The sequence below is a fragment of the Pseudarthrobacter sp. TAF60_1 genome, from assembly GCF_052113505.1.
Lineage (GTDB): Bacteria > Actinomycetota > Actinomycetes > Actinomycetales > Micrococcaceae > Arthrobacter.
Genome location: NZ_JBFRDI010000001.1, coordinates 341,594 through 360,984, shown reverse-complemented (window position 1 = coordinate 360,984; position 19,391 = coordinate 341,594). Strand labels below are relative to the sequence as shown.

The 19,391-nt window shown below is 64.6% G+C and carries 22 protein-coding genes; 15 read left to right on the top strand and 7 right to left on the bottom strand.

From position 1 onward, the window contains the following. Positions 1–9: 9 nt before the first annotated feature. The 8 genes from gcvT to purU all read left to right on the top strand — a co-directional run bounded on the left by gcvT (position 10) and on the right by purU (position 8,831). The gene (gene gcvT, locus AB4Y73_RS01800; protein ID WP_441867768.1) at positions 10–1,122 is read left to right on the top strand and encodes a glycine cleavage system aminomethyltransferase GcvT; all 1,113 of its coding nucleotides are present in this window, start codon (positions 10–12) and stop codon (positions 1,120–1,122) included. Between the two features lie 231 nt (positions 1,123–1,353). Beyond that, positions 1,354–1,737: a glycine cleavage system protein GcvH gene (gcvH, locus tag AB4Y73_RS01795; protein ID WP_441867766.1), complete on the top strand. Its 384-nt coding sequence runs from the start codon at positions 1,354–1,356 to the stop codon at positions 1,735–1,737. After that, positions 1,734–3,053, top strand: coding sequence for a serine hydroxymethyltransferase (gene glyA, locus AB4Y73_RS01790; RefSeq protein WP_441867764.1), 1,320 nt, complete (start codon positions 1,734–1,736; stop codon positions 3,051–3,053). The genes gcvH and glyA overlap by 4 nt, the downstream gene beginning before the upstream one ends. A gap of 103 nt (positions 3,054–3,156) precedes the next feature. Continuing rightward, the gene (locus tag AB4Y73_RS01785) at positions 3,157–4,569 is read left to right on the top strand and encodes an L-serine ammonia-lyase (RefSeq protein ID WP_441867762.1); all 1,413 of its coding nucleotides are present in this window, start codon (positions 3,157–3,159) and stop codon (positions 4,567–4,569) included. A 13-nt stretch (positions 4,570–4,582) separates the two neighbouring features. After that, positions 4,583–5,593, top strand: a complete 1,011-nt coding sequence (gene lipA, locus AB4Y73_RS01780) for a lipoyl synthase (protein ID WP_441867760.1) — start codon at positions 4,583–4,585, stop codon at positions 5,591–5,593. A 39-nt stretch (positions 5,594–5,632) separates the two neighbouring features. Beyond that, complete coding sequence (locus AB4Y73_RS01775) at positions 5,633–6,466, top strand: methylenetetrahydrofolate reductase (protein ID WP_441867758.1); 834 nt, start codon at positions 5,633–5,635, stop codon at positions 6,464–6,466. After that, positions 6,456–7,967 carry a D-serine/D-alanine/glycine transporter gene (gene cycA, locus AB4Y73_RS01770; protein ID WP_441867756.1) on the top strand — a complete coding sequence of 504 codons (1,512 nt, stop codon included), beginning with the start codon at positions 6,456–6,458 and terminating at the stop codon, positions 7,965–7,967. Before AB4Y73_RS01775 ends, cycA begins: the two co-directional genes overlap by 11 nt. A gap of 9 nt (positions 7,968–7,976) precedes the next feature. Then, positions 7,977–8,831: a formyltetrahydrofolate deformylase gene (gene purU, locus AB4Y73_RS01765; RefSeq protein WP_441867754.1), complete on the top strand. Its 855-nt coding sequence runs from the start codon at positions 7,977–7,979 to the stop codon at positions 8,829–8,831. A gap of 162 nt (positions 8,832–8,993) precedes the next feature. Here the strand turns inward: purU and AB4Y73_RS01760 are convergent, their stop codons facing one another. Then, positions 8,994–9,743 carry a GAF and ANTAR domain-containing protein gene (locus AB4Y73_RS01760; RefSeq protein ID WP_441867946.1) on the bottom strand — a complete coding sequence of 250 codons (750 nt, stop codon included), beginning with the start codon at positions 9,741–9,743 and terminating at the stop codon, positions 8,994–8,996. A gap of 183 nt (positions 9,744–9,926) precedes the next feature. Between AB4Y73_RS01760 and AB4Y73_RS01755 the strand changes: the two genes are divergently transcribed. Continuing rightward, positions 9,927–10,184, top strand: coding sequence for a type II toxin-antitoxin system Phd/YefM family antitoxin (locus AB4Y73_RS01755; protein ID WP_441867752.1), 258 nt, complete (start codon positions 9,927–9,929; stop codon positions 10,182–10,184). Between the two features lie 2 nt (positions 10,185–10,186). Next, entirely contained in the window at positions 10,187–10,450 is a 264-nt protein-coding gene (locus AB4Y73_RS01750; protein WP_441867750.1) for a type II toxin-antitoxin system RelE family toxin, read from the top strand. Positions 10,451–10,464: 14 nt separating this feature from the next. Here AB4Y73_RS01750 and AB4Y73_RS01745 read toward each other — a convergent pair whose 3' ends face one another. Together AB4Y73_RS01745 and AB4Y73_RS01740 are read right to left on the bottom strand one after the other, a co-directional pair. Continuing rightward, a complete protein-coding gene (locus tag AB4Y73_RS01745; RefSeq protein WP_441867748.1) occupies positions 10,465–10,833 on the bottom strand; it encodes a VOC family protein in 369 nt (122 codons plus the stop codon). A gap of 10 nt (positions 10,834–10,843) precedes the next feature. Further along, positions 10,844–11,863: an NAD(P)/FAD-dependent oxidoreductase gene (locus AB4Y73_RS01740; RefSeq protein WP_441867746.1), complete on the bottom strand. Its 1,020-nt coding sequence runs from the start codon at positions 11,861–11,863 to the stop codon at positions 10,844–10,846. Between the two features lie 113 nt (positions 11,864–11,976). Here AB4Y73_RS01740 and AB4Y73_RS01735 point away from each other — a divergent pair, with 113 nt between their 5' ends. Further along, positions 11,977–12,561 carry a helix-turn-helix domain-containing protein gene (locus AB4Y73_RS01735; protein WP_441867744.1) on the top strand — a complete coding sequence of 195 codons (585 nt, stop codon included), beginning with the start codon at positions 11,977–11,979 and terminating at the stop codon, positions 12,559–12,561. A 40-nt stretch (positions 12,562–12,601) separates the two neighbouring features. On the opposite strand, the gene AB4Y73_RS01730 is transcribed toward AB4Y73_RS01735, so the two are convergent. Then, positions 12,602–12,841 (bottom strand): DUF2188 domain-containing protein, encoded by a 240-nt coding sequence (locus AB4Y73_RS01730; protein ID WP_441867742.1) that lies wholly within the window; start codon positions 12,839–12,841, stop codon positions 12,602–12,604. A 135-nt stretch (positions 12,842–12,976) separates the two neighbouring features. Beyond that, positions 12,977–13,786, bottom strand: coding sequence for a hypothetical protein (locus AB4Y73_RS01725; protein ID WP_441867740.1), 810 nt, complete (start codon positions 13,784–13,786; stop codon positions 12,977–12,979). Positions 13,787–13,976: 190 nt separating this feature from the next. Here AB4Y73_RS01725 and AB4Y73_RS01720 point away from each other — a divergent pair, with 190 nt between their 5' ends. Continuing rightward, a complete protein-coding gene (locus AB4Y73_RS01720) occupies positions 13,977–14,813 on the top strand; it encodes a polysaccharide deacetylase family protein (protein WP_441867738.1) in 837 nt (278 codons plus the stop codon). A 78-nt stretch (positions 14,814–14,891) separates the two neighbouring features. Here AB4Y73_RS01720 and AB4Y73_RS01715 read toward each other — a convergent pair whose 3' ends face one another. Then, positions 14,892–15,626, bottom strand: a complete 735-nt coding sequence (locus AB4Y73_RS01715) for a GAF and ANTAR domain-containing protein (RefSeq protein ID WP_441867736.1) — start codon at positions 15,624–15,626, stop codon at positions 14,892–14,894. A 150-nt stretch (positions 15,627–15,776) separates the two neighbouring features. Between AB4Y73_RS01715 and AB4Y73_RS01710 the strand changes: the two genes are divergently transcribed. The 3 genes from AB4Y73_RS01710 (at position 15,777) to AB4Y73_RS01700 (ending at position 18,265) form a co-directional block, all read left to right on the top strand. Beyond that, positions 15,777–16,475 (top strand): TetR/AcrR family transcriptional regulator, encoded by a 699-nt coding sequence (locus AB4Y73_RS01710; protein ID WP_441867734.1) that lies wholly within the window; start codon positions 15,777–15,779, stop codon positions 16,473–16,475. 124 nt (positions 16,476–16,599) lie between these two features. Next, the gene (locus tag AB4Y73_RS01705) at positions 16,600–17,520 is read left to right on the top strand and encodes a DUF4389 domain-containing protein (protein ID WP_441867732.1); all 921 of its coding nucleotides are present in this window, start codon (positions 16,600–16,602) and stop codon (positions 17,518–17,520) included. A gap of 28 nt (positions 17,521–17,548) precedes the next feature. Further along, positions 17,549–18,265 carry a DUF2306 domain-containing protein gene (locus tag AB4Y73_RS01700; RefSeq protein WP_441867730.1) on the top strand — a complete coding sequence of 239 codons (717 nt, stop codon included), beginning with the start codon at positions 17,549–17,551 and terminating at the stop codon, positions 18,263–18,265. A gap of 54 nt (positions 18,266–18,319) precedes the next feature. Here the strand turns inward: AB4Y73_RS01700 and AB4Y73_RS01695 are convergent, their stop codons facing one another. Then, positions 18,320–19,315, bottom strand: coding sequence for an alpha/beta fold hydrolase (locus AB4Y73_RS01695; protein ID WP_441867728.1), 996 nt, complete (start codon positions 19,313–19,315; stop codon positions 18,320–18,322). Between the last annotated feature and the right edge of the window lie 76 nt (positions 19,316–19,391).

Below are 19,391 nucleotides of genomic sequence, written 5' to 3'. Positions count from 1 at the left end.
ATTCCGATCATGACTGAGAACTACACCGCTCTCTACGAAGAGCACAAGAAACTCGGCGCCTCCTTCACCGATTTCGGTGGCTGGCAGATGCCCCTGAAGTACAGCTCCGAGCTCGCCGAGCACCACGCGGTCCGCAAAGCTGCCGGCCTGTTCGACCTCTCCCACATGGGTGAAGTCTGGGTCACCGGCCCTGCAGCCGGCGCGTTCCTGGACTACGCCCTGGTGGGCAAGCTCTCCGCCATCGCGGACGGCAAGGCCAAGTACTCGCTGATCTGCAACGCCGACGGCGGCATCATCGATGACCTCATCGTCTACCGTTTCGGTGACGAGAAGTACCTCGTGGTCCCCAACGCCGGCAACGCACCCACCGTGGCTGCCGCCCTGGCAGAGCGCGCAGCGAACTTCGACGTGAAGGTGGACGACGCCTCCGCGGCAACCTCGCTGATCGCCGTCCAGGGACCCAAGGCCGAGGCCATCCTGCTCAAGCTGACCGATGAGGCCCAGCACGCGCTGATCACGGACCTCAAGTACTACGCGTTCAACGAGCTCACTATCGCCGGCCACGACGTCATCCTGGCCCGCACCGGCTACACCGGCGAGGACGGCTTCGAACTGTTCATCCCGAACGAGGCCGCCGCTGACCTGTGGGCTAAGGTCGCCGAAGCAGGGGAAGAGTTCGGCATCATCCCGTGCGGCCTCGCCTCGCGCGACTCGCTCCGCCTTGAAGCCGGCATGCCGCTGTACGGCAACGAGCTCTCGCTGGACCGTTCACCGTTCGACGCCGGCCTGGGCCCTGTGGTGGCGCTCAAGTCCAAGGAAGGCGACTTCGTGGGCCGCTCCGCCCTCGAAGCTGCCAAGGAAGCCGGTTCCAAGCGCAAGCTCGTGGGCCTGAAGGGCCTCGGCCGCCGCGCCGGCCGTGGCGGCTACCCGGTCCTCAAGGACGGCAACGTCGTCGGCGAAGTGACCTCCGGCCAGCCCTCGCCCACCCTGGGGTACCCTGTTGCACTGGCCTACGTCGACGTCGAGCACGCCGAACTGGGCACCGCCCTGGACGTCGACCTGCGCGGCAAGGCGGAGCCGTTCGAAGTCATCGCCCTCCCGTTCTACAAGCGCCAGAAGTAGTCCCGCCGGGGGCCGGGTCCGGAACCGGCAACCCGGAGTTTTCACGCGTGCTGCTCGTTCCTCGCTTTGACGCACGCTTTCGAAAACTCCGGGCCGCCGGCCCCTCGAGCCCACCATCCCCGAACGCTCTCTCACTTAATGCACGTTTTGACCAAACGCTCTCTCACTTGATGTGGTGTTTGGGCGAACCCTCTCTCACTCTTTGAACTCCAAACTTAAGGAAACACACACATGGCCAAGGTTGCCGCTGAACTGAAGTACTCCGCCGAGCACGAGTGGATCGCCGCTGATGGCGACGGTCCGTCCGTCGTTGGCGTGTCCGCTGTTGCTGCTGAAGCACTCGGCGACATCGTGTACGTGGACCTGCCCGAGGTTGGTTCCACCGTTACTGCGGGTGAGACCTGCGGCGAGATCGAGTCCACCAAGTCCGTCTCGGACCTGTACTCCCCGGTCACCGGCGAGGTCACCGAGATCAACGACGAAGCCGTCGGCGATCCCGCTGTCATCAACTCCGACCCGTACGGTGCCGGCTGGCTGTTCAAGGTCACCGTGACCGAAGAGGGCCCGCTGCTCTCCGCCCAGGAGTACGCCGAAGCCAACGGCGGCGAACTGTGAGCACCACAGCGGAAGCCACGTTCGAGCAGGTAGTCTCGCTCTCCCTGGACGCGGACCTGAGCACGCTGGACCCGGAAATCGCCGTCAAGATCGACGACGAACTGGGCCGCCAGCGTGACGGCCTGGAGATGATCGCCTCGGAGAACCACACGGCCAAGGCGGTCATGCAGGCGCAGGGCTCGGTCCTGACCAACAAGTACGCCGAGGGCTACCCGGGCAAGCGCTACTACGGTGGCTGCGAGCACGTGGACGTCATCGAACAGCTGGCCATCGACCGACTCAAGGCACTCTTCGGCGCCGAGTTCGCCAACGTGCAGCCGCACTCCGGCGCACAGGCCAACGCCTCGGTGATGCACGCGCTGATCAAGCCGGGCGATACCATCATGGGCCTGAACCTGGCCCACGGCGGCCACCTGACGCACGGCATGAAGATCAACTTCTCCGGCAAGCTCTACAACGTGGTCCCGTACCAGGTCCGCGAAGACACCCACACCATTGACATGGCCGAGGTGGAGCGACTGGCACTGGAAACCAAGCCGCAGCTGATCGTGGCCGGCTGGTCGGCTTACGCCCGCCAGCTGGACTTCGCCGAGTTCCGCCGGATCGCCGATCTGGTGGGCGCGTACCTGATGGTGGACATGGCGCACTTCGCAGGACTGGTGGCTGCAGGACTGCACCCGAGCCCGGTGCCCTACGCCCACGTGGTCACCTCCACTACGCACAAGACCCTCGCCGGTCCGCGCGGCGGCATCATCCTCACCAACGATCCCGCGATCGCCAAGAAGATCAACTCGGCTGTGTTCCCGGGCCAGCAGGGCGGCCCGCTGGAGCACGTCATCGCCGGCAAAGCTGTGGCCTTCAAAATTGCAGCATCGCCGGAGTTCAAGGAACGCCAGGAGCGCGTCCTGCTCGGTGCCAGCATCCTGGCCGACCGCCTGGTCCAGCCCGACGTCACAGCCAAGGGAATCTCCGTGATCTCCGGCGGCACCGACGTCCACCTGGTCCTCGTTGACCTGCGCAACTGCGAGCTGGACGGCCAGCAGGCCGAGGACCGCCTCGCCGCGATTGACATCACCGTCAACCGCAACGCCGTGCCTTTCGACCCCCGCCCGCCGATGGTCACCTCCGGTCTCCGCATCGGCACCCCCGCCCTGGCCACCCGTGGTTTCGGCGAGGCAGCGTTCCGTGAAGTTGCGGACATCATCGCCGAGGCATTGATTGCCGACGCCGACGCGGACCTTTCCGGCCTGCGTCACCGGGTTGAGGCACTCGCCGCAGCCCACCCGCTGTACCCGTCAGTCACAGCGCTCAGCTGATGGAGTTTTTGTCCAGATAATGCAGGTTTTAGGCTCGTTTGGGCGCATTATCTGGACAAAAACTCCAGACTGGTCACGAAGAATTAGTTAGTTAGGAACCGTCATGGCTGTTGGAGTCTTTGATCTTTTTTCGATCGGGATCGGACCGTCGAGCTCGCACACTGTGGGGCCGATGCGTGCTGCTGCCGTGTTTGCCGAGGAGCTCAAAAGCTCCGGCCACCTGGACAGGGTCGCGGGGCTGCGGGTGGACCTGTACGGGTCGCTCGCTGCCACGGGCCACGGCCATGGCACCATGACGGCCATCCTGCTGGGCCTGGAGGGGTACCACCCCGAAAAGATCCTGCCGGCCGAGGTGGAGGAGCGGCTCGCCGCGATCGCCGAAACCGGGATGCTGCAGCTTGCCGGCGCGGGTGAAGGCGGCGGCGTGCAGCTTCCCTACGGCGTCACGGATATGATCCTGCGCCCGCTGACCGTCCTGCCCCGGCACACCAACGGCATGACGTTCACCGTCAGCGACAAAGACGGCGCAGAGCTCCACAAGGCCACCTTCTTCTCCGTCGGCGGCGGCTTCATTGTCCGCGAAGGCGAAGAGGATGCGGCGCTGAAGGAACTCGACGAGTCCAAGAAGGAACTGCCGCTGCCGTTCCGCACGGCGGCCGAGCTCCTGGGCCGGTGCCAGTCCAAGGGCCTGTCCATCGGCGAGATCATGTTCGTCAACGAGCGCGCCTCCAAGACGGAGGAAGAGATCCGCGAGGGCCTCCTGCACATCTACTCCGTGATGGAGGAGTGCGTGCAGGTCAGCCTCAAGCGCGAAGGTTTGCTGCCCGGGGGACTGAAGGTCCGCCGTCGTGCGCCTGATTGGCACGAACGCCTCCTCAAGGAGGACAAGGACCGGGACCCCAAGTACTGGCAGGAATGGGTGAACCTGATCGCCCTGGCGGTCAACGAGGAGAACGCATCCGGCGGCCGCGTGGTCACCGCACCAACGAACGGCGCGGCCGGGATCATTCCCGCGGTCCTGTATTACGCACTGCATTTCGCGCCGGGGATGGACAAGGCAACGCAGGAAGACCGCGACGACGTTGTGGTCAAGTTCCTGCTCACGGCCGGCGCCATCGGGGTGCTTTACAAGGAACAGGCGTCCATTTCGGGCGCCGAGGTGGGCTGCCAGGGCGAGGTGGGCTCGGCGTCGTCGATGGCGGCGGCAGGGCTCGCGGAGGTCATGGGCGGCACGCCCCAGCAGGTGGAGAACGCCGCGGAAATCGCGATGGAGCACAACCTGGGCCTGACATGCGATCCGATCGGCGGCCTGGTGCAGGTTCCGTGCATCGAACGCAACGCCATCGCGGCGGCGAAGGCCATCAACGCGGCAAAGATGGCGCTCTGGGGCGACGGCACCCACCGGGTGTCGCTGGACGAGGTGATCGTGACCATGCGGGAAACCGGCAGGGACATGAGCTCCAAGTACAAGGAAACAGCCATGGGCGGCCTCGCCGTCAACGTAGTGGAATGCTAAGGAAAGAGTACTGATGACACTGGCACCAGAAGGCCGGAAGCTGCTGCGCGTTGAGCAGCGCAACTCCGCTGTACCCGTGGAGCGGAAGCCGGAGTGGATCAAGGCCAAGGTCCAGATGGGTCCCGAGTACGTCCAGCTCAAAAACCTCGTGAAAAAGGAGGGCCTGCACACGGTCTGTGAAGAGGCCGGCTGCCCGAACATTTTCGAGTGCTGGGAAGACAAGGAAGCCACGTTCCTGATCGGCGGCTCCGAATGCACCCGGCGCTGTGATTTCTGCCAGATCGATACGGGCAAGCCCTCCCCGGTGGACATGTTCGAGCCCACCAAGGTGGCCCGCTCGGTCCAGGCCATGCAGCTGCGCTACGCCACGGTGACCGGTGTGGCCCGTGATGACCTCGAGGACGAGGGCGTGTGGCTGTACGCCGAGACGGTCCGGAAGATCCACGAGCTGAACCCGGGCACCGGGGTGGAGCTGCTGATCCCGGACTTCTCCGGCAAGCCCGAGCACATCGCGGCGATCTGTGATTCCAAGCCTGAGGTGTTCGCGCACAACGTCGAGACCGTGCCGCGAATTTTCAAGCGGATCCGGCCGGCGTTCCGGTATGAGCGGTCCCTGGATGTCATCACCCAGGGCCGGGCACTGGGCATGGTGACCAAGTCCAACCTGATCCTGGGCATGGGCGAGACCCGGGAGGAGATCTCCGACGCGCTGCGGGACCTGCACGAGGCCGGCTGTGACCTGATCACCATCACCCAGTACCTGCGCCCGTCCGAGCGGCACCTGCCGGTGGACCGGTGGGTCAAGCCGCAGGAGTTCGTGGACCTGCAGGACGAAGCAACAGAGCTCGGGTTCCTCGGAGTCATGTCCGGCCCGCTGGTGAGGTCCTCCTACCGTGCCGGCCGGCTCTGGGCCACCGCGATGCGGAAGAAGGGCTGGGAGATACCGGCCCAGCTCGCCCACATTGAGTCCTCCGGCAGCACCCGCCAGGAAGCCAGCTCCCTGCTGGCCGCCCACGCGAGCTGACCCGCGCCGGTACCTAGAGCCGATAGCAAGACAGGACCAATGATGTTCCCTACAAGAATCGAAATCATCCCCTCCACGGGGATCGTGGACCAGGTCCAAAAAACGGTTCCGCTGACCACCACGCTGACCGTGACGTGCCTGCCCCACCACGGCATTGAACGGACCATGCGCGCCGCGGTGGAGCTGAGCATGCTCGGCTACACCGTCGTCCCGCACCTGGCCGCCCGCAGCGTGCCGAGCCGGGCCCAGCTGACGGACACCCTGCGCGACTGCGACGTCGCCGGCATTAACGAGGTGTTTGTGATCGGCGGCGACCGGAAGGACCCGGCCGGCCCGTACGGGTCGGCCCTGCCACTGCTCGAAGACATCGCCCAGTACACCGGGGGCCGCATGCGCGCAGGCGTTGCTGGCTACCCGGAAGGCCACCCGTCGGTGGCCGCCCTGGACCTGATCGATGCCTTGCAGGAGAAGCAGCACCTGGCCTCCAGCGTTGTCACCCAGATGTGTTTCTCCGCCCCGAAAATCCTCGACTTCGCCGCGCTCCTGCGCCGCGAGGGCGTGGACCTGCCCGTCTGGGCGGGCGTGGCGGGGTCCGTCCCGCGGACCAAACTGGTCAACCTGGCCACGCAGATCGGCGTCGGAAGTTCCCTGAAGTTCCTCACCCGCAAAGGCCCGCTGGCGCGCAAGCTGCTCAGCGGCGACCGTTACTCACCCAACTCCCTGGTGGCCGGGCTCCACAGCCAGCCCGGCATCGCAGGAATCCATCTTTACACCTTCAACAACCTCGATGCGGTCCCCGATGAAGTGGGCCCCGCGTCTTCCCCGACGGCACTCAAGCCAGCACTTATTCAAGGAGCAGCACGTGAGTACTAAAACCATCACCACCCCGGGCCAGCCGCCCCACCTTGAGCGGCAGCTCAGCAACAGGCACATCCAGCTGATCGCCATTGGCGGCGCCATCGGCACGGGCCTGTTCATGGGCTCCGGCAAAACGATCTCGGCGGCCGGCCCGTCCGTCATTTTCGTCTACATGATCATCGGCTTCATGCTGTTTTTCGTCATGCGGGCCATGGGCGAGCTCCTGCTCTCCAACCTGAACTACAAGTCCTTCAGCGACTTCGCCGCTGACCTGCTGGGACCGTGGGCCGGCTTCTTCACCGGCTGGACCTACTGGTTCTGCTGGGTGATCACGGGCATTGCGGACGTCATCGCCATCGCCGGGTACTCCCAGGAACTCTGGCCGGGAGTCCAGCTGTGGATCCCGGGCATCGCCACCGTGGTCATCCTCCTGGTCCTGAACCTCGCCACCGTGAAGGCGTTCGGCGAGACCGAGTTCTGGTTCGCGCTGATTAAGATCATCGCCATTGCAGCGCTGATCATCGTTGGCCTGTTCATGATCTTCAGCGGTTTCCAGTCCGACGCCGGCCCTGCCACCTTCTCGAACCTGTGGAGCCACGGCGGTTTCTTCCCGAACGAATTCATGGGCTTTGTGGCCGGCTTCCAGATCGCCGTGTTCGCGTTCGTGGGCATTGAACTCGTGGGCACCACCGCCGCCGAGGCCAAGGACCCGGAGAAGAACCTGCCCAAGGCCATCAACTCCATCCCCATCCGCGTGCTGCTCTTCTATGTAGGCGCCCTCATCATCCTCATGTCGGTCACCCCGTGGACCCAGTTCCAGGCCGGCCACAGCCCGTTCATCGCCATGTTCTCCCTGGCCGGCCTCGGAGCCGCAGCCACCATTGTCAACCTGGTGGTGCTCAGCTCGGCCATGTCCTCGGCCAACTCCGGCATCTACTCCACCTCCCGCATGGTCTACGGCCTGGCGCAGGAGGGTGACGCGCCCGGCGTGTTCAGCCGCCTGTCCAGCCGCAAAGTCCCGCAGAACGCCCTGTTCCTCTCCTGCGTCCTGCTGCTCTCCGGCGTCATCCTGATGTACGCGGGCAAGGACATCGGCAAGGCGTTCGACATGGTCACCACCGTGTCCGCCGTCTGCTTCGTCTTCGTTTGGTCGATCATCCTGGCCAGCTACCTGAAGTTCCGTTCACGCCGCCCGCACCTGCACGATGGCTCCAAGTACAAGATGCCCGGCGGCATCCCCATGGTCTGGGTGGTCTTCGCGTTCTTCGCTTTCGTCCTGTGGGCACTGACCACGCAGCCGGACACTTTCCTGGCCCTGCTGGTCACCCCGATCTGGTTTGTTGTCCTGGGCGTGGCCTGGGTCATCCTCCGCAAGCGCCCGTCGCACCTGGCCCGCTACGCCGAGTTCCAGAAGGACCTCTCCGGCGAGAAGGTGGTAGCCGAGGCGAAGGCCGACGCCGACGCGAAGGCCCTCGCCGACGCAGACGCGAAGGTTGCCGCCGGGAAAGCACGCTAGGAGCGCTAAATGGAAACCGAACACGTCCTCACCGTCAACTGCGCCGAGTCCCCGGGCATCGTCCACGCGATCACCGGCTTCCTGCTGGACCACGACTGCGACATCATCGACACCAAGCACTTCGGTGACCGGCAGGCGCAGCAGTTCTTCATGCGGGTGCACTTCGCCGCCGGTAAGAAGGACTTCAGCACCGAGGACCTGCGCCGCGACTTCCAGCCGCTCGCCGGCGAGTGGAAAATGAACTGGCAGCTCGAGCCAAACGGCCGCAAGCGCCGGGTCCTGATCATGGTGTCCAAGTTCGGGCACTGCCTCAACGACCTGCTGTTCCGGGCCCGCACGGGTGACCTGCCGGTGGACATCGTGGCTGTGGTGTCCAACCACACGGACCACGAGGACCTGGTCAAGTGGCATGGCATCCCGTTCTTCTACCTGCCGGTCACCAAGGAGACCAAGCCGGCGCAGGAAGCACGGCTGCTGGAACTGGTGGACGAGTTTGATGTGGAGCTGGTGGTCCTGGCCCGTTACATGCAGGTTCTCAGCGATGAGCTCTCGGCCAAGCTGACGGGTAAAACCATCAACATCCACCACTCGTTCCTGCCCAGTTTCAAGGGCGCCAAGCCGTACCACCAGGCGTACGACCGCGGCGTCAAAACCGTGGGCGCCACTGCACACTACGTCAACGCTGAACTGGATGAGGGCCCGATCATCGCCCAGCAGGTCATCGAGGTGGACCACACCCACACGGCCGAGGACCTGGTCCGCGTTGGCCGCGACGCCGAGTGCAAGGCGCTGTCCAACGCGGTGCGCTGGCACTGTGAAGGCCGGGTCATGCTCGACGGCGGGCGGACAGTCATTCTGCGCTGACCGTCCTGCGCGTCCCCACCCAACTAGGTCGCAGCAGATGTCGTTATGAGCCCTCAAAACGACATCTGCTGCGACCTACATTCGGGGGAGTGGGGTGGGGACGTGGGGGAGCGGGGTGGGGGAGCAGGACGGGGCGGCGACCCTGGTAAGCGAGGCGCCGGGTCAGGCGCGGGCTGTGAAGTGGCTGGCCGGGATCCCGCCGGGCAGAACCTGCAGGAGGCCCTCGGCAACGTTGCGGACGGTGAGGTTCCGCTGCTTCGATTCCTGCCGGAGCGTCTGGAGCGCAGCCTCGTAGGTGCAGCCTTGCTGTCCCATGAGCACGCCGCAGGCGGTGTTGATCGCGGCGCTGCTGGCGAGAGTGGCGCGGTATTCGGCGGACTGGGCCAGATCCGCCCGGTGCTTCAGTGCCAGCCGAAGGCTCTTGGCCGCGACGCCGGAGAACACCAGAACCTTGGTGGCAACGACCGGGGCGAACATGTTCGCCGTCGCGGAATAGAGGGTCAGGGCGGCACTGTAACCGCGTTCCAGCTGGAGGGGAATGGCGACGGCGGACAGGTAACCTGCCGCCGTGAGGCTGCCACGGTACTCCGGCCAGCGCGGGTCCGGGCAGCGGTCGTTGAGGATGATGGACAGCCGGCCGCTCAGTGCCCGCGCGGTGGGGCCTTGTCCGGTGCGCTGGTCCCAGTGGGAAAGCTCGACGGCGGTGCCCTCAGTATTTGCCCCAAGGCACACCGTTCCGTCCGGCCTCACCAACGTCACGGTGCTGTCCGCCTTCAAGCGGGACAGTCCGCTGAGCGACGCAGCGACGATCCGCGCCAGGGAACCCGCCAGGGCGGCCTCCGAATGGCCGTGGATATCGAGCAGGGCTCCCGAGCCGGAGCCACGCCAGGTCAGGTGTTGTTCGATTAGCATTGCCAAACCCCCAGAGTCGGTACGCATCATGGTAGGGAGGTGCCGGGGGGAGGACAAGAGTAGGGGGTACCCTATTTAGTCGACTGGATGGTGGAAAAACTGACTACCGCGCAATAATTCTTTACGTATTGCCACTTTGGGCAGTTTTGTACGAAACGCCAGATCGTGGATTACACTGTCTGCATGGAATCTGATCCCCGCTCTGTGACCGTTGGCGCACTGCGTGAACATCTCCCCGATGTCGTGAACAGGGCAAATTATGGACATGAGCGCGTGCAAATCACGCGCCATGGCAAGCCGGTGGCTTTCCTCATAGGCGTCGAGGACTTGGAACGTTTGGAAGAGCTCGAGGACGCAGTGGATCTCGCCGAATTTCGTGCCGCCAAAGCCGAGGACGATGGACAGCGAGTGAGTCTCGCCGAGCTTCAAGCTGAAATTTAGGAGTGACCGACTATACGGTCGAGTTCACCGCCGGAGCAGCCAAGGAGCTCCGCAAGCTCGAGATCACTACCCGTAGACGAATTCTTGTCTCCATAGCCGGCCTGGCAATCGAGCCGCGCCCGGCTGGGTGCAAGAAACTGGTTGGCGAACAGAACGCATGGAGGATCCGTATCGCGGACTACCGCGTGCTCTACGAGATCCATGACGAAGTCTTGACTGTCACTATATTTCGCGTGGCACACCGGCGAGAGGTTTATAAGCGGTAGCGTCGCCTAACGTTTTACCGCGCCGGGATCTCCTGGATGACCCACCGGTTGCCGTCGGGGTCGCTGAAGTAGGCGAAGGCGAACCCGCCCATGTCCTGCGCTTCGCTGACGGGGGCGCCCCGGCCCACTAGTTCGGCACGCGCGGAGGCCATGTCCGGCACCACCAGCTGCAGGCCTTCGAGGCTGCCCGGGGCCATGCCGGTCATGCCGGTGCCGATGACAATCGACGCGGCAGAGCCCGGCGGCGTCAGCTGGACAACGCGCATCCCGGGAATGTGTTCGACGTCGTGATCGAGCACAAAGCCGAGCTGGTCAGTGTAGAAGGCCTTGGCGCGGTCCACATCGGAGACGGGCACCTGTACAACCTCGAGTCGGAGTTCCATGTCCGAAACCCTACCTTGCGATGCCGTGAGCCCGCTCACCCAGCACCATATTTGAGACGGCGGCTTCGGAGGCGGCCGAGAAGGGACCGAACCGCCCCTCAACCGCCCAGCGGGTCTCCTCGTCGATGAGGTCGGCGTTGATCCTGGCGCCGGCCATGACGCCCTCGGACGCCGCGGTGATCACCTGGGCCATCAGGTTGGTGACGTTGCCCGCCGCATAAACGCCCGGGATGGCCGTCGCACCGCCCACAGCGTCGGTCTCGATGAAGCGTCCGGCTCCGGACGGGTGCACCTGCGAAGGAAGCCCGAGTGACTCCAGCAGCGCGGACCTGGCTTCCATCCGTGACCCGACAGCCAAGGCGGCTACGGAGAACTGCGGACCAACGCGGAGCGTGACCCCCGTGAGGACACCATCCACGGCGTCAACACTGGCCACGGCACCGTCAACCACCTGGACGGACCGGGCCGCGAGCTTTTCCCATTCCTCGTCGGTGGGTTCCACGGTGTCGTTGAGGAAGAGGGTGATCTCCGGGGACCATTGGCGGAACATGAGTGCCTGGTTGGTGGACAGCGGGCCGGTGCCCAGCACGCCGATCCGTTGCCCGCGGACTTCCCAGCCGTGGCAGTAGGGGCAGTGCACCACGCCCTTGCCCCATTGTTCCCCCAGCCCGGGGATGGGCGGCAGTTCGTCCGTCAGGCCGGTGGTGACCAGGAGTCGTCTGCCCAGGAACCGGCGCGAATCTTCGAGAGTAATTTCGAAATCAGAAGGTGTCCGCCGTGCCGAGACCGCGTCGCCGTCAAGGACCGTTCCTCCATAGGAGGTCACTTCGCTGCGTCCGATGGACAGGAGTTCCCGGGGATTCAGACCGTCGCGGGAAAGAAAGCCGTGCACGCCCGCCGCGGGTGCGTTGCGGGGAGTTCCCGAATCGATGACCAGCACCGAGCGCAGCGCCCGGGCCAGTGTGGTGGCTGCGCTGAGTCCCGTGGCGCCGCCGCCAATGATCACAACGTCGTATCGTGTGGTGTCCATGCTGATTGCCCTTCGGCAAAGTTCGCCGCCAGCGTCCGACGGCGGTCAAACCAGCATGCGTCGCAGCAAGACAAAGTGGCAAACATTCTTGCCGTTATGGCAAAATGAGGGACATGGCCAATGAACTTGATGACGTGCTCGGGGCGGTGGGTCCGCGCCTTCGGGCCCTCCGCACGGAACGCAACCTCACCCTTGGGGAAGTGTCTGCTGCCTCCGGCGTATCGGTCAGTACCCTGTCCCGGCTGGAGTCCGGCCAGCGCAGGCCGAACCTTGAAATCCTGCTGCCGCTCGCGAGGCTGTACGGGGTTCCGCTTGATGACCTGGTGGGTGCCCCGCCCACCGGGGATCCGAGGATCCACCTGCGGCCCATCACGCATGCGGGCATGACTGCTGTTCCGTTGACGCGCCGGCCGGGCGGCTTGCAGGCGTTCAAGATGGTGCTCGACGGCGGTGCGCGCGGCGGCGAGCCCGATCCCCGCGTTCACGAGGGATACGAATGGCTCTACATCCTGAACGGACGGCTGCGCTTGGTGCTGGGGGAGAAGGACTTTGAACTCCGCGCCGGCGAAGCAGCGGAGTTCGACACCCATACTCCGCACTGGTTCGCCAGCGCCGACGGCAAACCCGTCGAGTTCATCAGCCTGTTCGGACAGCAGGGCGAGCGGATGCATATCCGCGCGCGCCCCACGCCCTCCTAGGGGCGGATGTGTCCTCGCCATCCACCGCTTTTCTTTTGATTCAGTTCAGGTCGAATTCCCGGTAGGCGTGCCCGTCCCGGGCGTGCATCACCACATGCGCAGGCTGCGATCCGACGGCCACGTGCGCTGCGGCAAGAGCTTCCTTCTGGGTGCGGAAATACTGGTGCTTGCTGGTCCTGAATTTATGCAGGTCCCACTTGTTGCCGTCCGTCCCGTTGCAGGGTTGCACATGGAAAATGGCGCGCTTCACTGCCTTCTTTTCGAGCATCGCTGTGCTCATGACGATCTCCATCCGTGATTCTTTCTTGTTGGACCAGGCTCCGCCAAGGCGCATACTTATGGCCGCAGCACAAGCCATGGAATCAGTGCACTCCCGCAGGGAAAGGAAATCAAGTGTTTGAGCGGTTTCCGCGACTCAGCCGCAGGAGTAGTCGTAGTCGAAGCCACCCGAGACATACTGCGTGAGCGTGACTTTGCCGCCTCCGGTCAGCGGCGCAGCGGCACACATACGCTTTGCCGACGCCAGTGAACTTGCCCCGGCGAGCCAGCTCCTGGAGGTGTAGAGCGGGCTCGTCGTTGGAGTGGTACCGGCAATTTGAGACCACTGGCTACTTGTCGAGTAGAGTCCGCTCGTGGCACCAATGCTCGCGAAATAGGCCATCATGCCTTCAAGATCCGCGCGGTTGGCGGCCTTGTCGGCGGACCAGCTGTTGCCGGTTTCGACATCAAGCCACCAGGTGTATGAGGCAGGACTGCTCACGCCTCGGATGTTCGCATCGTCGTAAGCCTTGGCATACCCGTACATGTATGAGCAGGCCGCCCCAAAAGACCCGCCCGTGCACTGGCCGTAGGGGTTGGCCACATCAGTTCCACCATAAGTATTGCTCGAAGGCCACCACGCGCCAGCTGACCCCGGATTACCGGTGTTGACGTAGAGCGCGGCCTTGGGTTGTCCGGCAGCGCCCGTTGACGAATGGGCCCAGGCCAGCTCGGTAGCGAGGCAGGGATTAGTGGTGTTCGCGAGGCCATTGTTGACGCCAACGATGCCAAAGGTCTGGCCTTTGGGGAGCGCCTTGCCGCACTGCGGCCATGAGACGTCATTGCCCGGGCCGGGGGCTGTTGCGGCTTCCGCCGGGGACGCGTGGAGCACCAACAGCATTGCTGCAATGGCGGCCAGCGGATAGTGGAACCGGTTTCGCATTGACGTTGCGCGGGTGATGTTCATGGTCGGGCCCCGTTTCGGCTCTAAGCAATTAGGTACCCAGCATGAGGGCCCCTGCTGTCCCGGTCAAGGTAATGGCGTTACCTTCACCAGAGCAACGCCGTCACCCGCGCCTATCTCCCGGCACCCCTCCATGCCATGATGAGGCAGGAAGGTCCTCCCGGCCCTCCCTGAATGCAGCATCATTATGTGTTTGGATCCCTCACTCCACAGTTCAGCACCTGTTGGGCGCCGCGCCGCCGTCACTGCGATCGGCGCCGCCCTGGCGGCAGGGCTAAGCGCCTGCGCCGGACCAGAGACTGCAGTTTCTGAGCCGCCACCCGGTGATCCGGATCAGGTTGCGGCGGCATCGTGGGGCAGCGCTTCCGCGACGCCGTCGCCCGCACCGTCCAAGCAGAGCAGGAGGAGATTCATACCCGATTACCGTATTCCTCCGGTTCAGAACGGACTGGCCCCGGTCATCACCAGAATCCCAACCCAGCACCCGGTGGTCTTCCTGACCATTGACGACGGAATCACCAAGACCCCCGAGACGGCCGCGCTCATGGCAGAATCCGGTCTTCCCGCCACCCTGTTCCTGACCCGCAACTTTGTCCGGGACAACCCTGCCTTCTTCAAAGCCTTCCAGGCCCAGGGCAGCCTCGTGGAGAACCACACCATGAGCCACAACACCAACATGGTCCGGCAAATGTCCTACGACCAGCAACTGGCCGAGATTACCGGAATGCAAACCTACGCCGAGCAGCAGTTCGGACGGCGCCCCACCCTATTCCGCCCTCCGGCGGGCGCCTACTCCAACGTCATGCGCAAAGCCGTCGCCGACGCCGGCCTCCAAGCCATCATCACTTGGGAAGCTAAGGCCAATGCCGGCCACATGGACTACCAGGTCGGCAACGCCCTGCGGCCCGGCGACATCGTTTTGATGCATTTCCGCCCCGAATTCGCCGCAGACATGGCAGCCTTCCGGCAGGCTCAGCTTGCCGCCGGCCTCGAAGTCGTCCTACTCGAAGACTTTCTCCAGGTCGCCTGAGTCGACTCACCGCCCGGCCCATGAGGCAAACAGGACGACGAAAGCGCCCTGCCAGCCGAAGAGGCCCGACGGCGGGACTTACTTGTCGAAGTAGGTGACGGGTTCCTCGCCCGAAACCTTCATGACGATTTCCTCGGCAATGTCACGGAGCTTCTGGTTCCGGTGGCTGGAGACCTTGATCAGGATGTCCATGGCTTCGTTCTGCGTGCAGCGGTTCTGGCCCATAACGATGCCGCAGGCCAGGTTGATGGCGGTGCGGCTGATCATCGCCGCGCTCAGGTCATCCGCTGCGCCCTCGGCGGTGGCCACCCGTACGGCCAACTGGACCGCGCTGCGCGCCACCCGGGCGAAGCTTGCTGCCTCGTTGACGGTGTCTTCCGTAAACACGCCGGTGGCCGGAGCGAAAAAGTTCAGGGCAGCGGTGGCATCGTCACTGAGATCGAGTGGCACGCCAAGGGCGCTCAGGCATCCCTCCTCTAACAGCCGTGCCTGGTAGGTGGGCCAGCGGGGGTCCGTCCTGACGTCCGGCAGGAGGACGGGAGCGTTCACCTTCAGCGCCTCAATACAGGGGCCCTCGCCCACCTGCTGCTCGATCTGGTCCAGGTGGATGGCACGTTTTGTACTGCCGCCCACCGTTGCGGTCCGCTTGTTGTGTTTGAGGGTTACGCCGCACTCGATTGTTGTGCCGGTTGCACGGCTGAGCGAGGATGCGGCCATGACCGAGAGCCCGCCCAGGAAGTCGGCCACGGATCCCGTGCCGATAATCAGGTCCTGCAGCTCAAGGAGGAGCTCATGTTCGGGGGAAATGGTCATGCCCAAATCTAGGCCCGAACGACAAGAGCTCACAAGCCGAGCGTCCCCCCGCGGATTGTCGTGTGACAACCCGCTGGGTCCCAACCCCATTCGTACGCTGTACGGTAAAGTAGCGTACATAGTACTAATCCGTTACGGCTGGGAGCCCCGATGTCCACCACCGCACAAAATTTGCCCCCTAAACGCGTTCCGCTCAGTCGCGAAAGGGTGCTTGGCTGCGCCCTGGTCCTCGCGGATGAGTCGGGGATCGCCGGGCTGACCATCCGGTCCCTGGCCACCAGCATGGGTACCAAGCCCATGTCGCTCTACCACTACGTGTCCAACAAGGACGAGATTCTGGACGGCATCGTGGACGCCGTCTTCAATGAAATCGCCCTCCCGTCCCCTGCGGGCGAATGGCGGCAGGAAATGTACGAAAGAGCGCACGCGGTGCGCCGGGCACTCAAGCGCCACCCGTGGGCGGTGGGACTGCTGGAAACCCGCAGTTCGCCGGGGCCGTCCACCCTCCGCCACCATGAAGCCACACTGGCCACCCTGCGAACTGCCGGATTCTCGGTGCAGATGACAGCCCACGCCTACGCACTCCTTGATAGCTACACCTACGGATCCGCCCTGCAGGAAGCCGCCCTGCCCTTCCACGGGCCGGACGCCGCAACCGAGGTGACCGCCTCGATCATGAACCTCTTTGCCGAGGGGGAGTATCCCCGCCTGGTTGAGATTGCCACTGAGCGCGTGCTCAAACCCGGGTATGACTTCGGGGACGAGTTCGACTTCGGGCTGAACCTCATTCTCGACGGGCTCGCCAAGGTAATTCCCCATCCCGACGGCGGCGCCACGGTTGAGGAGTAATCCCACCTGAGGCGGGGTAGGGGGAAAACGCCAAACCTATCGCTTATTCGTACAATGTACGGTAGCGTGATCGTACGGCGTACGAAAAGGCGTCGCTGTCAGCCCCTGAGGAAAGAAGAAAGCCATGTCAACCACAATGCCGGGCAGCCCCCGGGGCCCAGACTCGCCAGTAGCCAGAATGCCCGCGCTGCCGATGACTGCCGTAGTGGTGGGGGTCCTGCTCGGGCTAGCCACAGTGGGTGTCCTGTCGGCCTACCGACCCTCCGGCATGGACGGGGTTACCACCGCCCTGCTCGCGTTCGGTGCCTCCTTGGTCCTAATCCTTGTGGGGGCTGCCGGCCTGGGGAGAGGGATTGCACCCGGTGCTTCCCAGGAAGCGGACCGGCTGGGAAACGAGCCGTCCCAGATGACGGGGCACCTTGACCCAGGGCTGTCGAGATGGCTTTGGCTGGTCAAATGGGTCCTCGTGATTCCGCACTACATCATCCTGGCGGTGCTCTGGATCGCCTTCCTGGTGGTCACCGTGGCAGCGGGCTTTGCCATCCTGTTCACCGGCCGGTATCCGCGCTCGCTCTTCCAATTCAGCGTCGGCGTGCTCCGCTGGAACTGGCGCGTCTCGTTCTACGCCTACGGCGTCCTGGGGACGGACCGCTACCCGCCCTTCACCCTCGCCCGCAGTGATTATCCGGCCGAGCTGGATGTTGCCTACCCGGTGAAGCTCTCGCACTGGAAGGTGCTGTTCAAGTCCTGGCTGTTCGTCCTGCCGCAACTGCTCATCGTCACCGCCCTCACGGGAAGCCTGGGGTCCTCGTCAGCGGCGAGCTTCTCCCTGCTCAGCCTGCTGGTGTGCATCGCCGCCGTCATCCTGCTCTTCACCGGCGTCTACCGGCTCGGAATCTTCGACCTTCTCATGGGCATCAACCGCTGGACCATCCGGACCATCACATATGCGGCCTTGATGAGTGACAAGTACCCGCCCTTCCGGCTGGACCAGGGCCCGCTCGATCCGCCGCCGATCGCGGCAGCATCCCTACAGACCGCGTGATGCGGCGCCCCGGCCAGAGAGCAATCCCATGACACTGGAAATCGTGCCCCGCTCCCGCCAGAACCCGCGGAAGCGGTGGCTTGTGCCCGCCGGCCTGATCCTCCTGAGCCTCGTCCCCGTCATTGCCGGGGGAAAGCGCCTGACCGAGCTGTCAGGGGGCCAGGTCACGCCGGATAACGCGCGGTTCTTCGACTCGCCGGTCCCCGTGCTCGTCCACATACCGTCAGTCACCATCTATCTGCTGCTCGGGGCGTTCCAGTTCGTTCCCTCGCTGCGACGGGGCAAACGGGGCAGGCTCAGCTGGCACAAGATTGCCGGCCGCACCCTTGCCCCCCTGGGCCTGCTGGCAGCCCTGTCGGGCCTGTGGATGGCGGTCTTTTACGACCTTCCGCCCCTGGACGGGACGTTGCTCCTAGTCCTGCGGCTGATCTTCGGCTCGGCCATGGTGGCGTTCATCATCCTGGGATTCATTGCCGTGCGGCGCCGGAACTATGTCCGCCACAGTGAATGGATGTCCCGGGCGTACGCCATCGGCATCGCGCAGGGAACCATCGTTGTGGTCACCATCCCCTGGATCCTCCTGGTGGGGCCGGTGGATGAACTGACGCGGGCGCTGCTGTTCGGCGCATCATGGGTCCTCAGCCTGGCGGTGGCGGAATACGTCATCTACCGTCGGGCCCAACAAGCCGGGCCATCCCGGCCCTCCAGCCGTCCCCTCAGCCCGCAGCCCACGGCCGCCGGATAAGCGCCAACCACCGGGGCGCCCCCCCTGCCCCCGGTGGTTGAGCACGTCCGAAACCTACCCCGCCGCAGGCGCCAGGAACTGGTTGATCTTCTCCGCCATCTCCTTGGCATGGCTCCAGTGCAGGTAGTGCGGGCCGTCGAGGACAACGATCTCATGGCGCGTGACGGCCTCCACCTGCCGTTCGTGGAGGTCCACCCATTCGGCTCGGCCGTTCAGCGTGTCCCGTGAAAGGAGCATCAGCACCGGAATGTGGCTGGGGTAGCTGAGGCCGTGCAGTTTCGCGGCGTTTTCGCCCACCCGTTCCGTTTCGTCGGTCACTGCCGCGTTGCCGAAGTTCCAGCTCGAGAGCATGCGCATCTGGTCAATTTCCGCCTGCGTGTAGCTGCTGCTGTCCGGGTCCGTCAGCCCCAGCGCTGCCGCCCAGCGAATCAGGCCGAGCGTGGCCGGCAGACGTGCCCAGAAATTGTCCGACGGCGGCGCATCAGCAGGTGCCGGAGACCCGGGTGGCGGCCCGGGAGCGGTAGGAACGGTGGGGTCGATCCCGATCACGGCTGAGACTTCCGCCGGATATTTGTTGGCGTAGTACAGGGTGGTGAAGCCTGCGATGGAGTGCCCGGCCAGGATGTAGGGTCCATGAATGCCCAGCGCAGAGAGCACCGAGTGCAGTTCCTCGGCGGTGTTTTCGATGGTCCGCGGCCTGACCTCGGTGTCGCTGTAGCCATAGCCGAAGCCCTCCACCACCACGGTCCGGTAGCCGGGCAGTTCCCGGACCAGCGGAGCGAAATCGAGCCCCGGAGCCGCGGTGCCCAGTCCGCTGAGCAGCACCAGCGTGGGCCCGCTGTCACCTGCCCGGGAGACGTTGATGGTGCCCTGGTCGATCTGGATCCGTTCGCCGTAGGGAGTGGCGTTTGCGCGTTCAACGCGCTCAAGAAGGAGGTTCACAACGGTGGAGACAACCACCAGCCCGAGCAGCGTCAACGCGATGATCGCGAGGACCCGCAGGCCCCGCCGTCGGCGTTTATTCGGGCTGCGGGTGACCTTTGCGCGCATGAATGCCGCCTTCTCCTGGCTGGAATCACTGTTCCGCCCGATGCAGGCACCACCCCGCTGCTTGAGGTGGCACCGT